This is a genomic window from Haloactinomyces albus (genome assembly GCF_031458135.1).
Lineage (GTDB): Bacteria > Actinomycetota > Actinomycetes > Mycobacteriales > Pseudonocardiaceae > Haloactinomyces > Haloactinomyces albus.
The window spans coordinates 2,750,115-2,771,180 of record NZ_JAVDXW010000001.1 but is presented as its reverse complement, the minus strand read 5'-3'; the positions used below and the strand labels follow the sequence as shown (position 1 = coordinate 2,771,180).

Below are 21,066 nucleotides of genomic sequence, written 5' to 3'. Positions count from 1 at the left end.
GGTTCTCATGGCAGGCACCCCTCCCGGTTGATCGGGCCGGCAGCGGGTGGCAGCAGGCCGCAAATGTAGACGTCGAACCAGCGGCCGTTGCCGAGAACATTGGAGAACAACCGGGTGAACGGGGCCATCAGCTCGATGCTGCGGCTGAGATTGTCCTGGTTGCGCTGCAACATCGCGGTGACCTTGTCCAGTTGCGTGAGCGCGGGGCCGATCTGTGCCGCGTTGTCGTCGACCAGACCGGTCAGTTGCTCGGACAGCGCACGAGTGCCGTCGAGCAACGACCGGATCGCGTCCCGCCTGGCCCGCAGTTCCCGGAGCAGCCGATTGCCGTCGGCGAGCAGTTTCTCGATTTCGGCATTGCGGGCCGAAATGGTGCCCGCGAGTTTGCTGGTCCGGTCCAGCAGTTTCTTGAGTTCCTGATCACGCTTGGCGATCGTCTCCGAAAGCGCGGACAGTCCCTTGAGGGCGCCACGCACCTGCTCGGGAGTATCGGAGAAAGTCTCCGACAGGGTGCGGAAGCTGCGGGCGAGTTGCTCGGTGTCGAGGTCTCCGACCGTTTTGGACAGTCCGCTGAACGCCTCGATGACATCGTAGGGCGACATCGTGCGTTGCAGCGGGATCGGTTCGGAACTCGGTAGTTCCTTGCTGCCTCGTGGATCCAGTGCCAGGTATTTCCGGCCGAGCAGGGTTCCGAGCTTGATCGCCGCATGGGTCCGGTTGCCGATCCACGCGTCGGAGACCTCGAAGGTGACCTTGACGTGATCGCCGTCCAGTTCCACGTCGGTGACCGAGCCGACCTCGACCCCGGCAACGCGTACCACGTTGTCCGTGGTCAGTCCGGCCGCCTCGCTGAAGTGCGCAACGTAGGTCTTGCCGCCGACGAACGGCAGGCTCTGGAAGTTCATCGCCAGGACGAAGGCCAGTGCCAGCGCCAACAACCCGGCCGCACCGGTTTTGAGTGGGTCACGTTTCTGGAATGAGGTCATGGGCGGCACCTCGGCTGAGTCACCGGCATCAACGGCAGCGCCAGGTCGGCCTCGCCGATACCGACATTTCCGGAGGCCTTGCACAGGTAGAAGTTGAACCAGGAACCGTAGCTCGCGGTGCGCGAGACGGTCTCGAGTTTGTTCGGCATGTTCTGCAGAACCCGTTCGATGAGAGCTTGGTGCCCGTTGAGGTTCTCGGTCACTTCCCGCAGCCCCGCGATGTCCTGACGCAGCGGGCGCCGCGCTTCGGTGAGCAATCCGGCCGTGGTGTTGGTCAGTCCATCCAGCGCGCTGATGGCGCTACCGACCGAACCACGATCGGCCGCCAATCCCGAGACCAGTTTCTGCAACTGCACGATGAGCCCGGACAGTTCCGTGCTCCGCGAATTGACGGTCTTGAGCACGCTGTTGAGATTGCTGATCACCTGGCCGATCACCTTGTCCTTCTTGGCGATCGTCTGCGTCAGGGAAGCCGTGTGTGCCAGCAGGCTTTCCACCGTGCCCGCTTCGCCCTGCAGCACCTGGATGATCTCGAAGGACAACTTGTTGACGTCCTTCGGGGACAGCGCCTCGAACAACGGCTTGAAACCACCGAGCAGCGCGCTGAGATCCAGTGGTGGGCTGGTGCGCTCGACCGGAATCGTCGCGCCCACATCCAGGAACTCGTCGACCGGGCCCGCGCCCCGCCCCAGATCGATGTAGCGCTGTCCGATCAGATTGCGCCATTTCACCGCCGCCGTCACCGACTTGGGCAACCTGCGTTCGGACACGGAGAACCGGACCTTGGCAGTGCCGTGGTCGACGACCCGGATGTCCTCCACTTCACCGACCTTCACCCCGGCAATCCGTACATCGTCGCCCTCGGCCAGGCCGGTCACGTCGGTGAACAGGGCCGAGTAGGACTCCGAGGAGCGGAAACTCTCGTTCGCGATGGTGATCAGCAGGACCCCGGTGGCCAGCACCGTGACCAGCACGAAGATCAGGAACTTCACCAGCGGCCCGGCAATGGAACGCCCGTTCATCGGTAACTCACCTCAGCACCACGCAGCAGCGGTCCGACCAGCAGCGACCCCCATCCCGGCACCTTCTCGGGCGGTACTCCCATCGTCGGGGCCATGAGTGCGGACACGAAGTCGCGTTCGGCGGGAGAGTTCACGATGCCCAGAGCACGGCCAGCGGCGTGTCCCGTGCTCGCCGATTGCGGTGACGTACTCGCAGGATCCGGATCCGTGGCCCCGTTGGCAGGCGGGTTGAGGCCGCCGTTGGAGGTCCGAGCAGCGGGTGGGGCGGACGATCCGTCCTTGACCGGACCGTCCGGCGGGTACTGCGGGAACGGCTTCGGCGCGTTGGCGAAGTCGTAACAGCGTGGCCCGCGCTCGTCGTTGTACTGCGGCTCGTCCTGATTCGGTTCGTACTTACCGCGATGCGAGGTGATCTCCAGCGTGATGTGCAGTCCGGGCTCCTTGGTTCCCGCACCGAAGGCACTGTTCAGGCGCGGTACGAGCCCGGTGAGACTCCGGAGCAGGCAGGGGTATTCCGGTGCGTACTTGGCGAGGACGTCCAGCGTCGGCCGTGCCGACTCGTTCAGGCGGATCAGGTTCTCCTCGTTGGTTTCGAGGAACTTCCTGATGTCGTGCGAGGTCCTGGTCACCTGCTTGGTCAGTGCATCGAGATGTTCGCGTTGCTCGACCAGCGTGCGCGAGGTCGTGGTCAGATTCCGCAGCGCTCGCAGCACATCCGGCGCGGCCTCTTCGTAGGTTCTGGCCACACCGACGAGTTCCTGCAGGTTGCGCTTCAGGTCCGGCACCGACGGATTCAACCCCTCCAGGTAGGTGTTGAGCTGCGAAAGGGTCTTGCCGAGCTGCTCACCACGCCCGTCGAGGGCCGTGCTCAGCGCGTTCAACGTGGCCGCCAGATCGGCAGGCTGTATCGCTTCCAGCGTGTCGAGCGTGTCGGCGAGCACCGTCTGCAGTTCGATGGCTCCGCGCGTGCGGTCCTGAGTGATCACGTCCCCTTCGGACAGGCTCCGCGGGGCCGGGTTCTCCGGCATCTGCAGGGATACGTAACGCTCACCGAACAGTGTCTTGGGCAGTAGCCGAGCGGACACGTTCGCCGGGATCACATCGACCTTCTCCGGCTCCAGCGCCAGATGCAGCTTGGCACCGCCGTCGGTGGTGGTGATCTCCCGGACCTTGCCCACGAGGACTCCGCGTATCTTCACCTCCGAACGCGGCCGGAGCTGGTTACCCGTGGATTCCGCATGCAGCATCACGTCGACGACCGGCTTGAACGCCTTCTGGTAGATCGCCACGGTCAGGCTGACGAACAGCACCATGCACATCAGCAGGGCCAGTCCCATCAACCGGCGCCTGACGGTGGTCAGCACTCGCCGACCCTGGTTTCTCGGGGCACTCATCCGGCAATCCGAACTGTCGTCGTGGTTCCCCAGATCGCGAGACTGAGGAAGAAGTCGAGCAAAGCGGTGGCCACGATCGCGGTCCGCACCGCACGGCCCACCGCGATACCGACACCCGCCGGGCCACCGCTGGCGCGATAGCCGTAGTAGCAGTGCGTCATGATCACCAGCACGCTGAAGATGAGCACCTTGCCGAAGGACCACAACACGTCCCCCGGAGGTAAGAACAGATTGAAGTAGTGGTCATACGTGCCCGCGGACTGGGAATACAGCTGCACCGTCACCGTGCGTGCCGCCAGGTACGAGGTGAGCAGCCCCAGCACGTACAGCGGGATCACCGCGATGAAACCCGCGATCACCCGAGTGGTGACCAGGTACGGCAGGCTCGGGATGCCCATTACTTCCATCGCGTCGATCTCGTCGGAGATCCGCATCGCGCCGAGTTGCGCGGTGAATCCGGATCCGACCGTGGCCGACAGGGCCAGTCCCGCCACCAGGGGAGCGATCTCACGGGTGTTGAAGTAGGCGGAGATGAACCCGGCGAAGGCCGACGTGCCGAGCTGGTTCAGGGCGGCGTAGCCCTGCAGACCTACCACGGTGCCGGTGAACAGGGTGAGACCGATCATCACGCCGACCGTGCCGCCGATCACCGCGAGCGCACCGCTGCCGAAGCTGACCTCGGCCAGCAGGCGCAGCACCTCCCGGGTGTAGCGGGTGATCGCCTTCGGTATCCACGCCAGTGCCCGCAGGTAGAACGACATCTGGTCACCCAGATCGTCGAGTACCTCCAGCGGGCGCCGCAGGATTCGGCGGGCGCGCTGAGGAATCGTCGTCATGCCCGTCACATCCCTTGCGGTGGAACGATCTGCAGATACACCGTGGTGAGGATGAAGTTCACCGCGAACAGCAGCAGGAACGTGATCACCACCGACTGATTCACGGCATCACCGACGCCTTTCGGTCCCGGCGGGGGGTTCAACCCTCGGTAGGCAGCCACCACACCGGCGATGAACCCGAAGCACAATGCCTTGATCTCACCGATCCACACATCCGACAGCTGCGCCAGTGCGCCGAAACTCGCCATATAGGCGCCCGGAGTACCGCCCTGCATGATGACGTTGAAGAAGTAACCCCCCATCACGCCGACCACGCTGACCATGCCGTTGAGCAGTACGGCGACGAGCATCGCCGAGAGCACCCGCGGCACCACGAGACGATGGATCGGCGAGACGCCGAGTACTTCCATCGCGTCGATCTCCTCGCGGATCTTGCGGGAGCCCAGGTCCGCACAGATCGCCGAACCGCCTGCGCCCGCGATGAGCAGCGCGGTCACGATGGGGCTGGCCTGCTGGATGATCGCCAGGACACTGGCCGCACCGGTGAACGACTGCGCACCGAGCTGGCGGGTCAGCGAGCCGAGCTGCAGGGCGATCACCGCGCCGAACGGGATCGCCACCAGTGCGGTCGGCAGGATGGTGACACCGGCCAGGAACCAGCACTGCTGGATGAATTCGCGGATCTGGAACGGGCGTTTGGGCAGCGCCCGGAGTACGTCGAGTGCGAGCGCGAACAGCTTGCCGGTCTCGCGCAGCCCGCCCGCACCGGGGAACCGCGCCGATGAAGGTGCGGTCACTGGTTATCACCCCGGTTGCTCTTACGACCGAACCACCGCCGTCGAGGTGCACCGGCTGGTGCCTGCTCGTCCACCGAGTCCTGGCTCCACGGGGGCTGTTGTTCGGGAATCGACCGCGTCCGAGGACGCGGAGTGGGCGTGGGCTTCGGTCCGACGGGCTCCGTCGGCTGTTCGGCTTCGGCGGCAGGCACCTCTGCGGCAGGCACACCGTTGTCGACAGCAGGCGCACCGTCTGCCACGCCATAGCGGTGACGCTCCCGCGAGCTGAGACTGTTGAGAATTTCCCGCTGTGCGCTGGGATTCAGCGACTGCAAATTGGCCATCACCCGGTCCTGGCGGCGCTGGACGGCTGCCCGCTTGGGCACACCGGGTGATATCTCCAGCTGTGGAATGAGCTGCGGTACGCCGTTGTCGCCGCCGAGCTCGGCGAGTTCGGCCGCCGCCTGACCGGAGTCCTTTTCCTCGCTCATGCCGATCGGGCCCTGCCTGCGTCCGTTGAGGAACTGCTCGACCGCGGGCTCGGTCGAGGTCAGCAGTACCTCCCGGGGGCCGAACATGGCCAGGTTGCGCCGGAACAGCATCCCGATGTTGTCCGGCACCGTACGTGCCGTGTTGATGTCGTGGGTGACGATCAGAAACGTCGCGTCGGTCTGCGCGTTGAGGTCGACGATGAGCTGGTTCAGATAGGCGGTGCGGACGGGGTCGAGGCCGGAATCGGGCTCGTCGAACAGAATGATCTCGGGGTCGAGCACCAGTGCTCTGGCCAGGCCCGCGCGCTTTTTCATACCGCCGGAGATCTCGCCGGGGAGTTTCGTCTCCGAGCCGATGAGCCCGACCATCTCCATCTTTTCGAGCACCACGTTCCGGACCTCGGTCTCTCCCTTGCGGGTGTGCTCCCGCAGCGGGAACGCGATGTTGTCGAACAGGTTCATCGACCCGAACAACGCGCCGTCCTGGAACAGCACGCCGAAGAGCTTGCGGATCTCGTAGAGCTCGTGTTCCGAGCAGCTGCAGACATCCACACCGTTGATGACCACGTGACCCTGCTCGGGCTTGAGCAACCCGACCAGCGACTTCAGAAAAACCGATTTCCCGGTTCCCGAAGGCCCGAGCAACACGCTGATCTCACCTCTCGGCAGGGTCAGCGTGACATCGGACCAGATGGTCTGCGCACCGAAAGACTTCGACAGTCCCTCGACGGCCACCTCGACGCCCATCCGTACCTCCGCGTCCTTCGTTGGCCGTATCCCGTCCGGCGTCCCCGCTAACCGGAATCTCGCCCGCACACGAGTTCCGGGACGAACGACTCGGCCGGGCAGCCTGTCCTCTGTGATGCGCTCAACGGGAGTTGAGCGCATCACACTCGGGCAACGAGTGCGCGGACCGCAGGTTACTCACGAGCTCCTCTTTTTCTCGCCTGCACATCGGCGATGCCCGGTTTGTCCCTTGTCCGCGTTCGAGAGAGTCGGGATCGATGCCACAGCACCGTGGGGTAACCGGAATCCGGTCAGCCTCGCCCATCTTCTCCGCGATCAGGATGCATCGAGCGGGCTTCCGCCACGATCGCGTCGAGTTTGTCCGCATGCGCACCACGCCAGTACACGCGCCCGCACGAGCGGCACCGCGCATAGACGTCATAGCAGCGCCGAGTACCCGGCTCCAGCTCGTCGACCACCTCGCTCTTGGCCACCGCCGCCAGCTCACCGTTGCAGGCAAGACACCGCGTCCACGGATTCAGCCCGGGCGCGAACCTGCCCAGCACGTCCGCGAGTTGCTCTGCGGGCCGCGTACCTCGTACGAAAGCCCCGGACCACAGTGCCCGGCGCCGCAACAGCCCGCGATCCTTGCTGAGCAGCACGCGTTCCTCCCGCGCCGACTGCTCGATCAACGCACCGTCCTCGGCATCGTTGCGGTACGCGGTATCGATACCCAGCAGCCGCATCCGCCGCGCGAGAGTCCCGAGGTGCACGTCGAGTACGAAATGCGCACGGATCGCCTGCGGACGCTCGACAGGCCGGATCTCGACGGTCGCCGCAGGCCCGGGCCGCTGCGAGTGCTCGGTGGGAACTCCGTCGACCAGCAAGGCGCCGACCTCGGTCAGCGGAATCCCCAGCGACTGGACGACGTGCCCGAGCGAGGCTGTGCCGTCGTAGCGCACCAGGACCTGCTCCCGCCGGTGCCGCGGCGCCACGAACGACCACAGCTCACGGTCCGGCCGCACTCGCAGTGTCGGATGCGTACCAGCGGTGTCGGAGGCCATGACGCATTGTCGCCACGAACGGCAACCACGCGCGAACGACGGCGGAGGCGAGCACGATCGGTGATGCACGAAGAAGGGGCGGTCACCCGATGCGGGTGACCGCCCCTTCTTCGTGAGGTATCAGCGCATGATCACTTGAGGGTGATCTTGGCGCCGGACTCCTCCAGCTTGGCCTTGGCGTCGTCGGCCTTCTCCTTGTCGACCTTCTCCAGCAGCGGCTTCGGAGCGCCCTCGACCAGCTCCTTGGCCTCCTTCAGGCCGAGGCCGGAGATGACCTCGCGGACGACCTTGATGACGTTGATCTTCTTCTCGCCTGCGTCCTCGAGCACGACGTCGAACTCGTCCTGCTCTTCCTCCTCGGCAGCCGGACCAGCGGCGGCAGCCGGGGCCGCAGCCGCGACCGGGGCCGCAGCGGTGACGTCGAAGGTCTCCTCGAACTGCTTCACGAACTCCGAAAGCTCCAGGAGGGTCATCTCCTTGAAGACGTCCAGCAGTTCCTCGTTGCTCATCTTGGCCATGATGGCGTTCCTTTCAGATCACATCAGCGCCCGCATCGGGCGCAACCCAGGGACGCTTTCGTCGATGGGGGTGGGTCAGCTCTCCGCGGAGCCGGTGTCCTTCTTGTCCTTCAGCGCCTCGGTCATGCGCGCGACCTGAGATGCCGGAGCGGAAAGCAGGCCCGCGGTCTCGGTCAGCTTGGCCTTCATCGCGCCTGCCAACTTGCCGAGGGTGGCCTCGCGGGAGTCCAGATCGGCAATGCGCTCGACCTCGGACACCGAGATCGGGCGGCCGTCCATGTAACCGCCCTTGATCACCAGGGCCTTGTTGTCCCTGGAGAAGTCACGCAGAACCTTCGCCGCCTCCACCGGCTCACCTTCGATGAAGGTCAGCGCGGTCGGGCCGACGAACAGGTCGTCGAGGCCCTCGACGCCCGATTCCTTGGTGGCGATCTTGACCAGCGTGTTCTTCGCGACACGATAGGTCGCGCCCTCGCCGAGGGAACGGCGCAGCTCCTTGAGCTGCCCCATGGACAGCCCGCGATACTCGGTCACAACCGTCGCGGTCGCCTTGTTGAAGTGCTCCGTAAGCTCGTTGACCGCGTCCACTTTCTCGGGCTTCGCCATGTCGCCTCCTCTCTAGTGCTCGCGGCGGTGCCGGTCGCCGAGTCCTGGAGACGAGAAACGCCCCGGCGCAGCAGGCACGGGGCGTGAAGATCAGGGGCGCGATGCTCGCGCTGATACTGCCTCGTTCTCCTGCGCGGGTCGCCCGCATCTCACGGGACCTTCGTTCCCGGCGTAGCCCGGCAGAGCAGGAGAGCCCGAGTGAGCAACCCCAAGCGAGCAACGCAGGGAAGACCAGCGGTCTTTGGTGGAACCTCCACCAGCATACGTCAGGTGCCGTGCCCACCGATGTGGCCCCCCACCGGCGGGCCCCGGTGACTTGCCGGACACGGCATGATGTTCACCGTGGCCGACCCGAACGACTCGCCGGACGAGCACGCGCAGCACGCACCTTCGCCGAACTCCCCGCCGGAGCCGGCACTACCGGAGATCGTCGAGGCCGAACCGGTCGACGAGCCGCAGCGGACGACCACCTCGGAACACCAGGACACGCTCCCACCGCACCCGCAGAACGACGAAGCGTTCCGGCAGTACCAGCAGTTCCTCGAATTTCAGCGGTTCCAGGAGTGGCAACGCCTGCACGGCAGCGGTGCGGGAACCACACCCCCACCTGGCCCGCCGAACAACACCGCGGCGTCCCCGAAGCGACCGCTGTGGAAGAAAGCCCTGCGGCTGCTGCGGTTCAAACCGGTCCGGCGACTGCTGTATCTGCTTCTGGCGTTCCTGCTCCTGCCTGTCGCGCTCGACCACTACTTCGGCAACGACAGCGGCAGCGGCAGCGGTGGGACCCCCGGAGCGGCGGAGCAGGGCGCCAGGCCGATCCTGCAAACCAGTCCGAAAGCCGCCGTCATCACGGTCTACGACTTCGTCGCCACCAAGCCCGACACCGTATGCTCCCTGTTCACCCCGCCAGCCAGCAGCCGGTTCGCAGCCGCCCACGGTGCCCCGAACTGCCCCACCGCCGCCCAGCAGCTCAGCAACCGGGTCACCAGCCCCCATGAGTACAAGAACCCGGATTTCGGCGAGGGGGCGGTGAAGGTCGGAGGCGCGGACGCGTCCGTATCCTCCTGCCTGCTCGATGTTCGAGGAGGCCCACGGCTGGGCACGTTCGGGCTGAAGCGCAAATCCAACGGAGGCTGGATCATCGACGGCTACGAGCGACAGCCTTCCTGTACCGGCGGGTGAACGGAACTTTCACTCACGTAGACGTGACGAGAGTTCCGTTCACTCCCCACAGTGACTGCGAGGTGCACCGCGTGTCGTCCAGCCTGCCGAGCAGGGACCAGCCCTCGAACTCCGAGGAGGTCACTGTCCCCAAGAACGGCCATCCGAGCACGGGGCCGCACGACAGCCTCCGCCACGAGGATCCGGAGAGCGTCCGCGCACCCGCGGCGAAGCAAGCCCGCGGATTCCTGGCGCGGCGCGATCCACTCGCCTGGGCCGTGGGGACCACGGCATTCCTGTCGAGCATCGCGTTCATGGCGGTCAACCTCGCCTACAACGCGGGGAACTTCATCCCCCCGCTGGACGATGCCTACATTCACCTGCAGTACGCCAGCCAGCTCGGCCAAGGTCACTTCCTGCAGTACAACACCGGTGAACCGATCAGTACCGGTGCCAGCAGCCTGCTGTACGTCCTCGTGCTGGGTGCGTTCTACGCGATCGGGATCCAGGGACAGGCCTTCCTGCCGTTCGCCATGGGATTCGGCAGCCTGTGCTTCGCCCTGACGGCGGTGTGCGTCTTCCTGATCGGTCGTCGGGTCATGAACAGACGAGTCGGTGCCTGGGCAGGCGGACTCGTCGCGGTCAACGGCGCGCTGCTGTGGGGCTCCGTCAGCGGCATGGAGATCGGTTTCGTCGCACTGCTGCTCACCGCCGCTCTCCTCGCCTTCACCGTCGAAGCACCGCGCAAGCACTTCGTTCTGACCCCCGTCGTGGCGGCGCTGGCGGCTTTGTCGAGACCCGAAGCGTTCATCTTCACCGTCGTCCTGTGCGTCGCGATGACCTGGACGGTCCTCCGCCGCGACCGCGCCCGCAGCACATCCCACAGCCCGTCACACAGCATGTCGTGGCCGGGCACGCTCGGACTGCTCGCCCCGATTTCGCTGCCGCTGCTGGCAGGCATCGGCCAACGGCTCTTCTACCGGGCCGTTACCGGGACGACGACCGCAACCGGTGCCCAGGCGAAATCCCTGCTCTACACACCGATCTTCTATCCCACCGAGTTCCTGGACGCGGCACTGACGAGGTTCCACGGCTTTCTCCTCGTCTTCAGCGGCCTGAACGACTACGCCTTCGTCTTCCCCGGCGCCCTGCTCGTGGGAATCGTGGGCACGGTTCACCTGCTGCGGGAACAGCCCACCCGGCGCCCCCTCGTGCTGGCGATGGCCTTCGGTTTCCTCCTCGTCCTGCTCGCGATCTCGACATTGCGGACCGCGCATGTTCACCACCTGCGTTATGTGCAACCGTTCATGCCGATCCTGCTGCTGCTTGCCACGATCGGCCTCTCCGCAGTGGGCGGTCTCTTCGCGACCAGGCGTGCACGGATACTGGTGACCAACAGCGTGTTCACCATGGCCCTGGTCTTCTCACTGTCCGAGATGCCCGCGTGGAGCTTTCGCCTCGGTCAACAGTCAGCGGGAATCCGGGACCAGCAGGTATCCATCAGCAACTGGATGAAGGGGCACTTGCCACCGGAATCGGTGATCGCGATCAACGACGCCGGGGCCACGGCCTACTTCAGCGAGCACGACATCGTGGACCTCATCGGGCTCACGACCAACGGCCTCGCCGAGCCCAACCGGCACGGCCCCGGCAGCCTGTACGAGGCGCTGCGCAGGATGCCCGAGCAGCAGCGACCGGATTACTTCGCGGTGTTCGACAACTGGCCGGTGTACGGGTTGCAGGAGGGAGGCCTGTTCGGCGAAGAGCCGCTGATCGAATTCCAACTGAAGTCGCCGCGGTTCTCGCGCCCCACACCGGGTTCGGGTTCGGCCTGCCAGGCCTCCCGACTGTGCAACGAGGTCGTCATCCACAAGGCCGACTGGAGCGACGTCGGCACCGGCGACCTCCCCGCCGAAGTCGACCCACCGGGTCGAATCCGGGATTACCTCAATGTCGCGGACCTGCGCAGCGAGCAGGCACACGCCTACCGGGTCAAGCCGGTACACCGGGGTTTCCAACCGACCACCAGCGTCGAAACCGTCACCTACTCCGGTCACGACGTGGTGGACAGCGGGCGGCACGTCATCGGCGGCGAAGTCCTGACGGCCCGCAACCTCACTTCCGGCAGGCCCGTGACCATTACTTCACGGATCGACGCGGCAAGACCGCTGCCGGGCACCCACACCGGTTCCCGCCAAGTACGGGTCTCCGTCGACGGGCGGACCGTGGGCCGCTGGCACTTCGGAGCGGACGGCGACGGGTGGCACGAATCGACATTCACCATCCCGGGCAGGTTCGTCACGGATTCCACACTCAGGATCGAATTCGGACCGGTGCGGACCTTCCTCGGCCCCTACCCCGACTACACGTCCTACGGCTACTGGTTCAGCCAACAGCCGGCTGCAGTAGGTCCATGAGAGCAAAACCCGGTAGGCAGAGCCCGGGGTCAGACCACGGCAAAGAATCAGGGCCGACCCCGTACCCGGGGCCGACCCTGATCCGTGCGATGCGAACCGGCTCAGAGGTTCGCGTCGAGCATGATGCGGGTCCGGTTCTGATCCACCATGATGCCCGGGCCCATGGTCGTGGTGAAGGAGACCTTCTTCAGGTAACGACCCTTGGAGGTCGTCGGCTTGGAACGCAGGACCTCATCGAGAGCCGCAGCGTAGTTCTCCAGCAGTTGCTCGGTGGAGAACGAAACCTTGCCGATGACGAAGTGCAGGTTGGCCTGCTTGTCCACCCGGAAGTTGATCTTACCGCCCTTGATGTCGGAGATCGCCTTGGTGACCTCCGGGGTCACGGTGCCCGTCTTCGGGTTCGGCATCAGACCACGCGGCCCGAGCACGCGTGCGATCTTGCCGACCTTGGCCATCTGGTCCGGGGTGGCCACCGCCGCATCGAAATCGAGCCAGCCGCCCTGGATACGCTCGATCAGCTCATCGGAGCCTGCCGCGTCCGCACCGGCGGCCTCGGCCTCGGCGGCCTTGTCACCGGAAGCGAACACGATGACGCGGGCAGTCTTACCAGTACCGTGCGGCAGGTTCACGGTGCCGCGGACCATCTGGTCTGCCTTGCGGGGATCGACGCCGAGCCGCAGCGCCACCTCGACGGTGGCGTCCATGTTGGTCTTGGCCGTCTTCTTGGCCAGCTCGACGGCCTCCTGCGGCGTGTACGTCCGCGTGCGGTCGACCAGTTCGGCGGCCTGCTTGTACGTCTTGCTGCGCGTTGCCATGTCTGTCCCTATCGCAATGGATCAGCTGTGGTGGCTGGGCTGCGCAAGCCCTCCCACATGTGGTTGGTGGTGAGTCAGTCCTCGACCCGGAGCCCCATCGACCGCGCGGTACCCGCGATGATCTTCTCGGCCTCGTCCATGGTCGGCGAGTTGAGGTCGACCCACTTGGTCTGGGCGATCTCACGGATCTGGTCCATGCTGACCTTGCCCACCTTGGTCTTGTGCGGCTCGCCACTGCCCTTCTGCACACCGGCGGCCTTGAGCAGCAGCTTCGCGGCCGGCGGAGTCTTCAACTTGAAGTCGAAGGACCGGTCCTCGAACACGGAGATCTCAACCGGCACCACGTCGCCACGCTGATTCTCGGTGGCGGCGTTGTAGGCCTTGCAGAACTCCATGATGTTGACGCCGTGCTGACCGAGCGCCGGACCGACGGGCGGTGCCGGGTTGGCCTGGCCAGCCTGAATCTGCAGCTTGACGATCGCTGCGAGTCGCTTCTTCTTGGGCGGCATCTCGTGCTTCCTGTGTCTTCGGTACCTGGTATTCGGTCACTGCCGTGGTCGACCACTCCGTGTGCTCGACCGAATGCGCCGGTCATCGACCGAATCGAACAGTACGGGCCCGTAACAGGGCTCGACCGCTCGTTCCACGACAGGCCCCTGCCGGCCCGCCGTGGCCGCCGTGCTCCCGAGGGGAGCCGGTCAGATCTTGGAAACCTGGTTGAACGACAACTCGACCGGAGTCTCACGGCCGAAGATCGAAACCAGCACCTTGAGCTTCTGGGCCTCCGCGTTGACCTCGTTGATCGTCGCGGGCAAAGTTGCGAACGGCCCGTCCATGACGGTAACGGATTCGCCGACCTCGAACTCGACCTCCACCTGAGACTGAGCAGCCTCCTGCTTGGCCGCCTTCTTCCCAGCCTCCGGCTTGGCTTCCTTCTCCACCTGCGGAGCCAGGAACTTCAGCACATCGTTGATGCTCAGCGGTGAAGGTTTCGACGTGGCACCGACGAAGCCGGTCACACCCGGCGTGTTGCGCACCGCGGCCCACGAGGCGTCGTTGAGCTCCATGCGCACCAGCACATAGCTGGGCAGGACCTTGCGCTGCACCATCTTGCGCTGGTTGTTCTTGATCTCGGCAACCTCTTCGGTGGGTACCTCGATCTGGAAGATGTAATCCTCGACGTCCAGCGTCTGAGCGCGGTGCTCCAGGTTGGTCTTGACCTTGTTCTCGTAGCCTGCGTAAGAGTGCACGACGTACCACTCGCCCGGAGCCCGCTTCAGAGCCGCGCGAAGCTCCTCGACCGGATCGGGCTCTTCCTCGTCGCCCTCCTCGGCATCGGAGCCGGCCGTCTCACCGGTCCCGTTCGCGGCTGCGGTGGAGCCCGCGTCGTTCTCGGTCGAACCGGTGTCCTCGCCGGGGCCGACAGCCTGCCCGGAGTCGGCGGCTTCATCCGGGCTCATCGACGACGCTTCGGCGGCCTGCTCCTCGGTAGGTTGTTCCGTCCCGACGTCCGCCTGCTCGTCGGACAGGCCGGTCAGCTCCTCGCCCTCGTGGGAGGTCACAGTCGGTCTCGCTTCCTCTTATGCGTTGCGTGCCGGGTCGATGGCATTCGCCACCGGACGTGCGCGCGGCCTGGCGACGCTCACTCACCGAACAGCCAGAGCACACCCTGGCCGAAGAGCAGGTCCAGACCGGCGATGAACGCCACCATCACACTGACGAACACCAGCACCACCGCGGTGTAGGTCAGCAGCATCCGGCGTGTCGGCCAGATGACCTTGCGCAGTTCCGCGATCACTTCCCGCAGGAAGCGACCGATCTTCCGGAACGGTGACACCCGACGCTGCCGGCCGTCCCGGGACGGGGTCGGCCGACCTTTGGGCTGTGTTGTGCCCGTCGATTCGGTTGTACTCGACGTGCCGCTGCGGCTTTCCCGCTCTTTCCCGGTTCCCGAACGGGCGGAGGCACGACGCTCACGCCGCGCGGCACCGGACGGACGGGGCTGTTCCCCATCCGGCTCCTGCTCGCGGTCCTCGCTCACGCACCCTCCTCGCCGGCGCTCGTCGGACGCATGAACGCGATTGCCGTGGCGGTTGGCGAACTCCTCGGCTCGCCCGACCCCATCCGCACGCTCACCGTCTTCATCGACGCAGGGGTGACAGGACTTGAACCCGCAACCTGCGGTTTTGGAGACCGCTGCTCTGCCACTTGAGCTACACCCCTTTGTGACCGCTCACCCGGTCACGTGGCGAGACACCCGGCTCCCGACCAGCTACCGGAGTCAGCCCGTTGGCTGTCCGCGGCTGGAATGGGCATCCAGGCATCCCAAGTCCAAAAGTGTACGGCACGGCAGCCGAACGGTTCCAACCGCATCCCCATTCCGGCGCGCCCGCCGATGGGGAAAATGCGGACAAGCGTCGCTCATCTGCGATGATGCCACCATGGCCGCACCTGAGACACAGTCCGTTACCCACACCGGCAAGCCACGCGTGTCCGCACGCATCGGCGGGATCAGCGAATCCGCCACCCTCGCCGTCGATTCCAAGGCCAAGGCCCTCAAGGCCGAGGGGCGCCCGGTGATCGGTTTCGGTGCGGGCGAACCCGACTTCCCCACCCCCGCTCCGATCGTGCAAGCCGCCTCCGCGGCCTGTGCGGATCCCCGCAATCACCGCTACAGCCCCGCCTCGGGTCTGCCGGAGCTGCGCGAGGCCATTGTCACCAAGACCGCCCGCGACTCGAACCACACGATTCAGCCGAACCAGGTGTTGGTGACCAACGGCGGCAAGCAAGCCGTGTACCAGACCTTCGCCACACTACTCGATCCCGGCGATGAGGTCCTGCTCCCCGCGCCGTATTGGACGACCTATCCGGAGGCCATCTCACTCGCGGGTGGAGTCCCGGTCGTGGTCGGCACCGACGAGTCCACCGGGTACCTCGCCGGTATCGAACAACTGGAGGCGGCACGGACACCGCGTACCAAGGTTCTGCTGTTCAACTCGCCGTCGAACCCGACCGGCGCCGTTTATCCGCCGGAGCGAATCGCGGAGATCGGGCGCTGGGCCGTCGAGCACGGCATCTGGGTGATCACCGATGAAATCTACGAGCACCTCATCTACGGCGGTGCCCGCCATGTGTCGATGCCCGCCGTCGTTCCCGAACTGGCCGACACCTGCGTGATCCTCAACGGGGTCGCCAAGACCTATGCCATGACCGGCTGGCGGGTCGGCTGGATGATCGGGCCGACCGACGTCATCAAGGCCGCGACGAACCTGCAATCCCACCTGACGTCCAACGTCGCCAACGTTTCCCAGCATGCCGCGCTGGAGGCCGTCAGCGGACCGCTCGACGCGGTCGCGGAGATGCGGGAGGCGTTCGACCGGCGGCGGCGCACCATTGTGGACATGCTCGCGGCGATTCCCGGGGTGAGCTGCCCCGAGCCGCACGGGGCTTTCTACGCGTATCCCTCGGTGAAGGAGCTGCTGGGCTCGGAGATCCGCGGCGTTCGTCCCCAGACGAGTGCCGAACTCGCCGAGCTCGTGCTGGAGCAGGCGGAAGTCGCCGTCGTCCCCGGTGAGGCGTTCGGCACTCCGGGGTACTTCCGGATGTCCTACGCCCTCGGCGACGAGGACCTGGCCGAAGGCGTTCGCCGGATGGGCGAGCTGCTGAGCGAGGCACGCTGAGCGGCTGCACGGTGGGGTGGTCGATGTCCCGGGGCATCGACTCACCCCACCGGCGGAGGAGTCACTGCGGGAGCCGCACCGTGGCGCTCGCCCCGCCGAGGACTCCCTGGCCCGCACTTCGGGTGGTGATGGAGACCTTGACCGTGCCGTCCTCGTTCGTGGCGGCCACCTTGCCGGAAACCTCGATGAGCGCTCCCACGCCGTCGTCGGGCACCACCACCGGCCGCGTGAAACGCGCGCCGTAGTGCAGAACCGCTCCCGGGTCTCCCGTCCACTCGGTGACCAGGCGCCCGGCCAGGGCCATCGTGAGCATTCCGTGCGCGATCACATCCGGAAGCCCCACTTCGGAAGCGAACCGTTCGTTCCAGTGAATCGGATTGAAGTCGCCGGAAGCACCCGCGTAGCGCACCAGATCGGCACGGGTCACCGGGATGGACAGCTCCGGTAGCCGGTCGCCCTCGGCGACTTCGGACACGCTCGGCATCACGACTGCTCCTCCGCCGCCGTCCCGCGGGCCACCAGCATGGACGTCGCGGTGCACACGGCCGCACCATCGGTCGTACCGATCTCGGCACGCACCGTCAGGAAGTCATTGCCCGCGCGAGCCCGAATGTCATCCACGTGCACCACGACGACGAGTTCGTCGCCGGCACGGATGGGGCGATGGTGGGTGAAGTCCTGCTGGCCGTGCACCACGCGGCTGTAGTCCAGGCCGAGTTGGGTGTCTTCGACGATCGCGTCCTGGGCCGACATCGACAGCAGTACCGCGAAGGTCGGAGGCGCGATCACGTCGGGATACCCGGCGGCTTTCGCCGCCTCCACGTCCCGATACAGCGCGGAGTCGTCCCGGATGGCCTCGGCGAATTCGCGAATCTTCTCCCGGCCGACCTCGTAGGGCCGGGTGGGCGGATACTCACGTCCGATGAATGACTGGTCGAGCGGCACGCACAGCAGAGTACCGCAAAGCAGACACACGAAGGCCCGCCACGGCCGGAGCCGGGCGGGCCTTCGTGGAGTACTGCGGACCAGCGGCCGAGCCGCTGGAAATCAGCGCGTCTCCTTGTGCGTGCGGTGCGCATTGCAGCGAGGGCAGTGCTTCCTCATCGACATCCGGTCGGGATTGTTCCGCCGGTTCTTGTTCGTGATGTAGTTGCGCTCCTTGCACACTTCACACGCCAGAGTGATCTTGGGGCGAACATCGGTGGCAGCCTTAGCCACGGCGGACCTCTCTCTCGTGCTCGGAAAACGGGCAGCGTGACTGTCCGATCCCCTTCGGGCGGGGACCGCCTCAGGCGCGGTCAGCAGCCGTAGTAGCGGTGGCCGGATTCGAACCGACGACACAACGATTATGAGCCGTTTGCTCTACCACTGAGCTACACCGCCTTGCAGGATACTCCCGTCGGACGCGTCCCGGGAATCCTCGTGCAGGAACCACAGGTTATCCCACACAAGGCAGCCACGGTACTCATTTTACCGAGCACCGCGGCTGCCGTCAGAGCCCCAATACGGACTCGAACCGTAGACCTTCGCCTTACCATGGCGACGCTCTGCCGACTGAGCTATTGGGGCGTGCCCTTGCGGAGCGATTGAAACTCTACACACCGCTCCAGCGGCTTCCTCAACCGGGGGGCTCTTCCTCGTGAAAGCCCAGTTCAGACATGACTTTGGTTCCGCAGGGTCAGGGTCGTACACGTCGTACAGACGTTCTGGCCCTCGCCGTACCACTTCCCGCTGCCTGCTTCCCGGACCGTGCGCGCCTGCAACCATGCTTCGAACCGCTCCTCGGACAGCGGTCGCGAGATCAGGTACCCCTGAGCCGTGTCACACCCCATCTGCACGAGCTTGTCCCGCGCCGCGTCGTCCTCGACCCCCTCGGCAACCACCTGCAACCGCAGCGAGTGCCCGAGCTCGACGATCGAGCGCACCACCGCCATATCGCTGAGGTCGGTACCCATCCCCAGCACGAAGCTCTTGTCGATCTTCACCTCGTCCACGGGCAACCGACGCAGATACGCCAGTGACGAGTAGCCGGTACCGAAGTCATCCACCGCCAGGATGACGCCCAGTTCCCGGAGCCGTCGCAGCACCGGCAGCGACCGTTCCGGATCCGCCATCACGCTGGACTCGGTGAGTTCGAAGGTCAGCAGTTCCGGAGGCACAGCATGCCGCACGAGCGCCTCGGACACCCGATCCGGGAACGACTCGTCGGCCAAGTTGCGCACCGAGAGGTTCACCGCCGCCGACATGCGCAGATCACGGTCCAGCCAGTCGCGCACCCGCACCAGCGCACGCTCCATCACGAACGATGTGAGCGCGTCGACCAACCCCGTTGCCTCGACAACGGGAATGAACTCGTCGGGATCCAGCCGCCCGTACTCCGGGTGAGACCAGCGCACCAGTGCCTCGGCACCGATCACCCGGCGATCGGGCAGGGCCACTTTCGGCTGGTAATGCACCTCGATCTGACCGGAGTCCAGCGCCTGTCGGAACTGGGTGACCAACTGGAACCGACGCAGAAAGATCTGGCCCATGCTCGGCACGTAACCACGCACCCCGTCCGCATCGTTGCGAGCGGCGCGGACGGCCACATCGGCACGCTGCAGGAGAACGTCCACATCGATCTCGGCGTCATCGTGCTCCGCGGGTTCGGAATCAGCCGGTTCGGCGGAAACATAGCCCGCCACGCCACTCGCCTCCACCACGAGGCGATCCACCGGATACGGCTCGGCGATCACCGCCCTGAGATGTTCGGCGAGTTCATGGGCTTGCTGTCTGCTGTACTCCCGCAGCAGTATCGCGAACGAGTGCGCTTCCAGCCTGGCCAGCGGCACGTCCGGGCCGATCTCCTCCCGCATACGCCGTCCGGCGGCGACCACCAGCCGATCGCCCCAGGCGTATCCGAGCGCCTCGCTGACGGTGGTCAACAACTCCAGATCGATCCGCAGAACGACAGCAGTACCCGCCCGCAGGCCCTCATGGGTCATCTCTCGGAAACCGGTGCGGTTGAGCAGACCGGTCAGCGGATCGTGATAAGCATCATGACGCAGTCGCGCCAGCAGGCGCCGGTTGTCCATCGCCGTGGCGAGGTGACTGGCCAACGTGTGCAGCAGCCGCACATCGGCTCGCCCGAAGCCACGCCACCGGCTCACCCGATCGTGCGCCTCAACCGCACCGAGCATCTGGTTCGTCCCGCGCAGCGGCACCACCAGGGACTCGTAGGCGCCGCGTCGGCGCAGAGCGAGGCGAATGTCCTCCGACGCGTCCAGGGTGCGAAACGATCGGACATGGCTGCCCGGAAGCTGCAGCATCGGGCATTCCCGCAGGATGGAGGCACCCTCTCGCGGTGCCGTCTCGGGCAAGGGCTCCCCCGCCACGAGGGTGCTGACCTCGCCCCGGGGGTCCAGACACAGCCGCAGTACCACCCGTGTCGCGTTGAGCTGCTCGCGGATCCGCTCGGCGACCGGTGCCCACTCGGCAACCGAGCTCTCCGGACCGCTGGAATCGGCTTCCGAGGGGCGGCGAATAGCGGCCTGCCCGGAGCGGGCCACGCTGAGACTGACGTCGCCGAGCGTCTCCAGGTCACGCTGGTCCCGTAACAGCCCCGAGTACGCCCGGTAGACCGCGAGCACACCGGTGCAGAGCAACGCCATGAGCACCCAGCCCCACTCGGTGCTCACCGCGACCTCGTATCCGGTGAGACCGAGTGAGGTGTTGAGCAGGCCGACCGCCAGCGTCCGCACCCCCAGCCGGGCACCTGCCCCGAGCCGCATCCCACCACCGAGGACGTGCAGGGCAGCCAGGGCGAACCCGCAGCTGATCAGCGAGGAGGTCAGTGTGCCCGCGGCCGCGCCGAACCACATCGGAGCCATCCCGGCCAGGCCTGCGTTCACTCCGGCGGCGACCGCGAACGGCACCGCGATCTCCAGGCACAGGACACCCGCGTTGTAGGCGACATGGGCGGCGGCACGCCTGCCGACCTGGGCGCCCAGGCCCGCCAGGAGATTGGCTGCCAGAACCACCTCGAAGGGAACGGTGAGCAGCCCCAGGACCAGGGGGATCTCGGAGAACGAGATCGTCCAGCCGACCCCCTTGACGTCGACGTCGATGGTGAGCTGCTCGGCCAGGAGAAAACCCATCGTCAGCAGCGAGCCGACGAGCAGCAGCTCGGGGCCGTAATGCGCCGGGAGCCATGTCGAGGTCACCACGCTGGTGGCGATGCCCGCGAGGAGCACGAGGAGCGAAAATCGGGTGAAAACACGCATCCGGGTCGGATCCACTTCGGCCCGCACGGGTGGTCGAGGTGAATTCGGCCTTGTCCACGAATCGAGGGAGCGGTGACGCTCGATCATCCACTGCCTCCCACCATGCGACACCCTCGCTGCGTCGATCCTGACGCACGACACTGACCATTGACCAGGGTCCGCTTGGCCTATTCGTGGAACAACCGCGGAAGGTGAGCACCGAGAGTAATCGATTTTTCCTGTCCGCGGACCCTGCAAGATCATCTTTGCGCTGCGGGAGCAGGCACACTCCTCGGCTCTCGGCACGGGCAGAGACCACTCGTACGGGCGAAG

20 protein-coding genes and 3 tRNA genes are annotated in these 21,066 nt (G+C 65.9%); 3 read left to right on the top strand and 20 right to left on the bottom strand.

Going from position 1 to position 21,066, the window contains the following annotated elements; translation table 11 throughout:
• Positions 1 to 5 precede the first annotated feature (5 nt).
• The 9 genes from JOF55_RS13115 to rplJ form a co-directional block, all read right to left on the bottom strand.
• Positions 6 to 986, bottom strand: a complete 981-nt coding sequence (locus JOF55_RS13115) for an MCE family protein (RefSeq protein ID WP_310273990.1) — start codon at positions 984 to 986, stop codon at positions 6 to 8.
• Positions 983 to 2,008 (bottom strand): MCE family protein, encoded by a 1,026-nt coding sequence (locus JOF55_RS13110; RefSeq protein WP_310273988.1) that lies wholly within the window; start codon positions 2,006 to 2,008, stop codon positions 983 to 985. The genes JOF55_RS13115 and JOF55_RS13110 overlap by 4 nt, the downstream gene beginning before the upstream one ends.
• A complete protein-coding gene (locus JOF55_RS13105; protein ID WP_310273986.1) occupies positions 2,005 to 3,402 on the bottom strand; it encodes an MCE family protein in 1,398 nt (465 codons plus the stop codon). Before JOF55_RS13105 ends, JOF55_RS13110 begins: the two co-directional genes overlap by 4 nt.
• On the bottom strand, positions 3,399 to 4,238 hold the full coding sequence (locus JOF55_RS13100; protein ID WP_310273984.1) for an MlaE family ABC transporter permease: 840 nt from the start codon (positions 4,236 to 4,238) through the stop codon (positions 3,399 to 3,401). The genes JOF55_RS13105 and JOF55_RS13100 overlap by 4 nt, the downstream gene beginning before the upstream one ends.
• Before the next feature lie 5 nt (positions 4,239 to 4,243).
• Positions 4,244 to 5,035, bottom strand: a complete 792-nt coding sequence (locus tag JOF55_RS13095; protein WP_310273982.1) for an MlaE family ABC transporter permease — start codon at positions 5,033 to 5,035, stop codon at positions 4,244 to 4,246.
• A complete protein-coding gene (locus JOF55_RS13090; protein WP_310273979.1) occupies positions 5,032 to 6,252 on the bottom strand; it encodes an ABC transporter ATP-binding protein in 1,221 nt (406 codons plus the stop codon). The genes JOF55_RS13095 and JOF55_RS13090 overlap by 4 nt, the downstream gene beginning before the upstream one ends.
• A gap of 290 nt (positions 6,253 to 6,542) precedes the next feature.
• On the bottom strand, positions 6,543 to 7,295 hold the full coding sequence (locus JOF55_RS13085; protein WP_310273977.1) for a Mut7-C RNAse domain-containing protein: 753 nt from the start codon (positions 7,293 to 7,295) through the stop codon (positions 6,543 to 6,545).
• A 131-nt stretch (positions 7,296 to 7,426) separates the two neighbouring features.
• Complete coding sequence (gene rplL, locus JOF55_RS13080; protein WP_310273975.1) at positions 7,427 to 7,813, bottom strand: 50S ribosomal protein L7/L12; 387 nt, start codon at positions 7,811 to 7,813, stop codon at positions 7,427 to 7,429.
• 75 nt (positions 7,814 to 7,888) lie between these two features.
• Positions 7,889 to 8,419 (bottom strand): 50S ribosomal protein L10, encoded by a 531-nt coding sequence (gene rplJ, locus JOF55_RS13075; protein WP_310273973.1) that lies wholly within the window; start codon positions 8,417 to 8,419, stop codon positions 7,889 to 7,891.
• A gap of 342 nt (positions 8,420 to 8,761) precedes the next feature.
• Here rplJ and JOF55_RS13070 point away from each other — a divergent pair, with 342 nt between their 5' ends.
• Together JOF55_RS13070 and JOF55_RS13065 are read left to right on the top strand one after the other, a co-directional pair.
• On the top strand, positions 8,762 to 9,601 hold the full coding sequence (locus JOF55_RS13070; RefSeq protein WP_310273970.1) for a hypothetical protein: 840 nt from the start codon (positions 8,762 to 8,764) through the stop codon (positions 9,599 to 9,601).
• A gap of 71 nt (positions 9,602 to 9,672) precedes the next feature.
• On the top strand, positions 9,673 to 11,997 hold the full coding sequence (locus tag JOF55_RS13065; RefSeq protein ID WP_310273969.1) for a DUF8728 domain-containing protein: 2,325 nt from the start codon (positions 9,673 to 9,675) through the stop codon (positions 11,995 to 11,997).
• 101 nt (positions 11,998 to 12,098) lie between these two features.
• Here JOF55_RS13065 and rplA read toward each other — a convergent pair whose 3' ends face one another.
• The 5 genes from rplA to JOF55_RS13040 all read right to left on the bottom strand — a co-directional run bounded on the left by rplA (position 12,099) and on the right by JOF55_RS13040 (position 15,035).
• A complete protein-coding gene (gene rplA, locus JOF55_RS13060) occupies positions 12,099 to 12,812 on the bottom strand; it encodes a 50S ribosomal protein L1 (RefSeq protein WP_310273968.1) in 714 nt (237 codons plus the stop codon).
• Positions 12,813 to 12,886: 74 nt separating this feature from the next.
• Entirely contained in the window at positions 12,887 to 13,321 is a 435-nt protein-coding gene (gene rplK, locus JOF55_RS13055; RefSeq protein ID WP_310273967.1) for a 50S ribosomal protein L11, read from the bottom strand.
• Between the two features lie 189 nt (positions 13,322 to 13,510).
• Positions 13,511 to 14,374, bottom strand: a complete 864-nt coding sequence (gene nusG, locus JOF55_RS13050) for a transcription termination/antitermination protein NusG (protein ID WP_310273966.1) — start codon at positions 14,372 to 14,374, stop codon at positions 13,511 to 13,513.
• 80 nt (positions 14,375 to 14,454) lie between these two features.
• Positions 14,455 to 14,853 (bottom strand): preprotein translocase subunit SecE, encoded by a 399-nt coding sequence (gene secE, locus JOF55_RS13045; protein WP_310273964.1) that lies wholly within the window; start codon positions 14,851 to 14,853, stop codon positions 14,455 to 14,457.
• 109 nt (positions 14,854 to 14,962) lie between these two features.
• Positions 14,963 to 15,035, bottom strand: a tRNA-Trp gene (locus JOF55_RS13040).
• 218 nt (positions 15,036 to 15,253) lie between these two features.
• Between JOF55_RS13040 and JOF55_RS13035 the strand changes: the two genes are divergently transcribed.
• Positions 15,254 to 16,492, top strand: coding sequence for a pyridoxal phosphate-dependent aminotransferase (locus JOF55_RS13035; RefSeq protein ID WP_310273962.1), 1,239 nt, complete (start codon positions 15,254 to 15,256; stop codon positions 16,490 to 16,492).
• A 61-nt stretch (positions 16,493 to 16,553) separates the two neighbouring features.
• Here the strand turns inward: JOF55_RS13035 and JOF55_RS13030 are convergent, their stop codons facing one another.
• The 6 genes from JOF55_RS13030 to JOF55_RS13005 form a co-directional block, all read right to left on the bottom strand.
• Entirely contained in the window at positions 16,554 to 16,976 is a 423-nt protein-coding gene (locus JOF55_RS13030; protein WP_310273960.1) for a MaoC family dehydratase, read from the bottom strand.
• A complete protein-coding gene (locus JOF55_RS13025) occupies positions 16,976 to 17,437 on the bottom strand; it encodes a MaoC family dehydratase N-terminal domain-containing protein (RefSeq protein WP_310273958.1) in 462 nt (153 codons plus the stop codon). Before JOF55_RS13025 ends, JOF55_RS13030 begins: the two co-directional genes overlap by 1 nt.
• 102 nt (positions 17,438 to 17,539) lie before the next feature.
• A complete protein-coding gene (gene rpmG / locus JOF55_RS13020; RefSeq protein WP_114451073.1) occupies positions 17,540 to 17,710 on the bottom strand; it encodes a 50S ribosomal protein L33 in 171 nt (56 codons plus the stop codon).
• 93 nt (positions 17,711 to 17,803) lie between these two features.
• Positions 17,804 to 17,875, bottom strand: a tRNA-Met gene (locus JOF55_RS13015).
• Positions 17,876 to 17,988: 113 nt separating this feature from the next.
• Positions 17,989 to 18,061 (bottom strand) — tRNA-Thr (locus JOF55_RS13010).
• Between the two features lie 83 nt (positions 18,062 to 18,144).
• Positions 18,145 to 20,841, bottom strand: coding sequence for a putative bifunctional diguanylate cyclase/phosphodiesterase (locus JOF55_RS13005; protein ID WP_374727275.1), 2,697 nt, complete (start codon positions 20,839 to 20,841; stop codon positions 18,145 to 18,147).
• Positions 20,842 to 21,066: the final 225 nt, after the last annotated feature.

Coding starts and splice junctions, on each gene's coding strand:
- JOF55_RS13115 (WP_310273990.1), bottom strand. CDS start 986: ATGACCTCATTCCAGAAACGTGACCCACTCAAAACCGGTGCGGCCGGG.
- JOF55_RS13085 (WP_310273977.1), bottom strand. CDS start 7,295: ATGGCCTCCGACACCGCTGGTACGCATCCGACACTGCGAGTGCGGCCG.
- JOF55_RS13105 (WP_310273986.1), bottom strand. CDS start 3,402: ATGAGTGCCCCGAGAAACCAGGGTCGGCGAGTGCTGACCACCGTCAGG.
- rplL (WP_310273975.1), bottom strand. CDS start 7,813: ATGGCCAAGATGAGCAACGAGGAACTGCTGGACGTCTTCAAGGAGATG.
- JOF55_RS13030 (WP_310273960.1), bottom strand. CDS start 16,976: ATGCCGAGCGTGTCCGAAGTCGCCGAGGGCGACCGGCTACCGGAGCTG.
- rplK (WP_310273967.1), bottom strand. CDS start 13,321: ATGCCGCCCAAGAAGAAGCGACTCGCAGCGATCGTCAAGCTGCAGATT.
- JOF55_RS13100 (WP_310273984.1), bottom strand. CDS start 4,238: ATGACGACGATTCCTCAGCGCGCCCGCCGAATCCTGCGGCGCCCGCTG.
- rplA (WP_310273968.1), bottom strand. CDS start 12,812: ATGGCAACGCGCAGCAAGACGTACAAGCAGGCCGCCGAACTGGTCGAC.
- rplJ (WP_310273973.1), bottom strand. CDS start 8,419: ATGGCGAAGCCCGAGAAAGTGGACGCGGTCAACGAGCTTACGGAGCAC.
- JOF55_RS13110 (WP_310273988.1), bottom strand. CDS start 2,008: ATGAACGGGCGTTCCATTGCCGGGCCGCTGGTGAAGTTCCTGATCTTC.
- JOF55_RS13035 (WP_310273962.1), top strand. CDS start 15,254: ATGGCCGCACCTGAGACACAGTCCGTTACCCACACCGGCAAGCCACGC.
- JOF55_RS13005 (WP_374727275.1), bottom strand. CDS start 20,841: ATGATCGAGCGTCACCGCTCCCTCGATTCGTGGACAAGGCCGAATTCA.
- JOF55_RS13090 (WP_310273979.1), bottom strand. CDS start 6,252: ATGGGCGTCGAGGTGGCCGTCGAGGGACTGTCGAAGTCTTTCGGTGCG.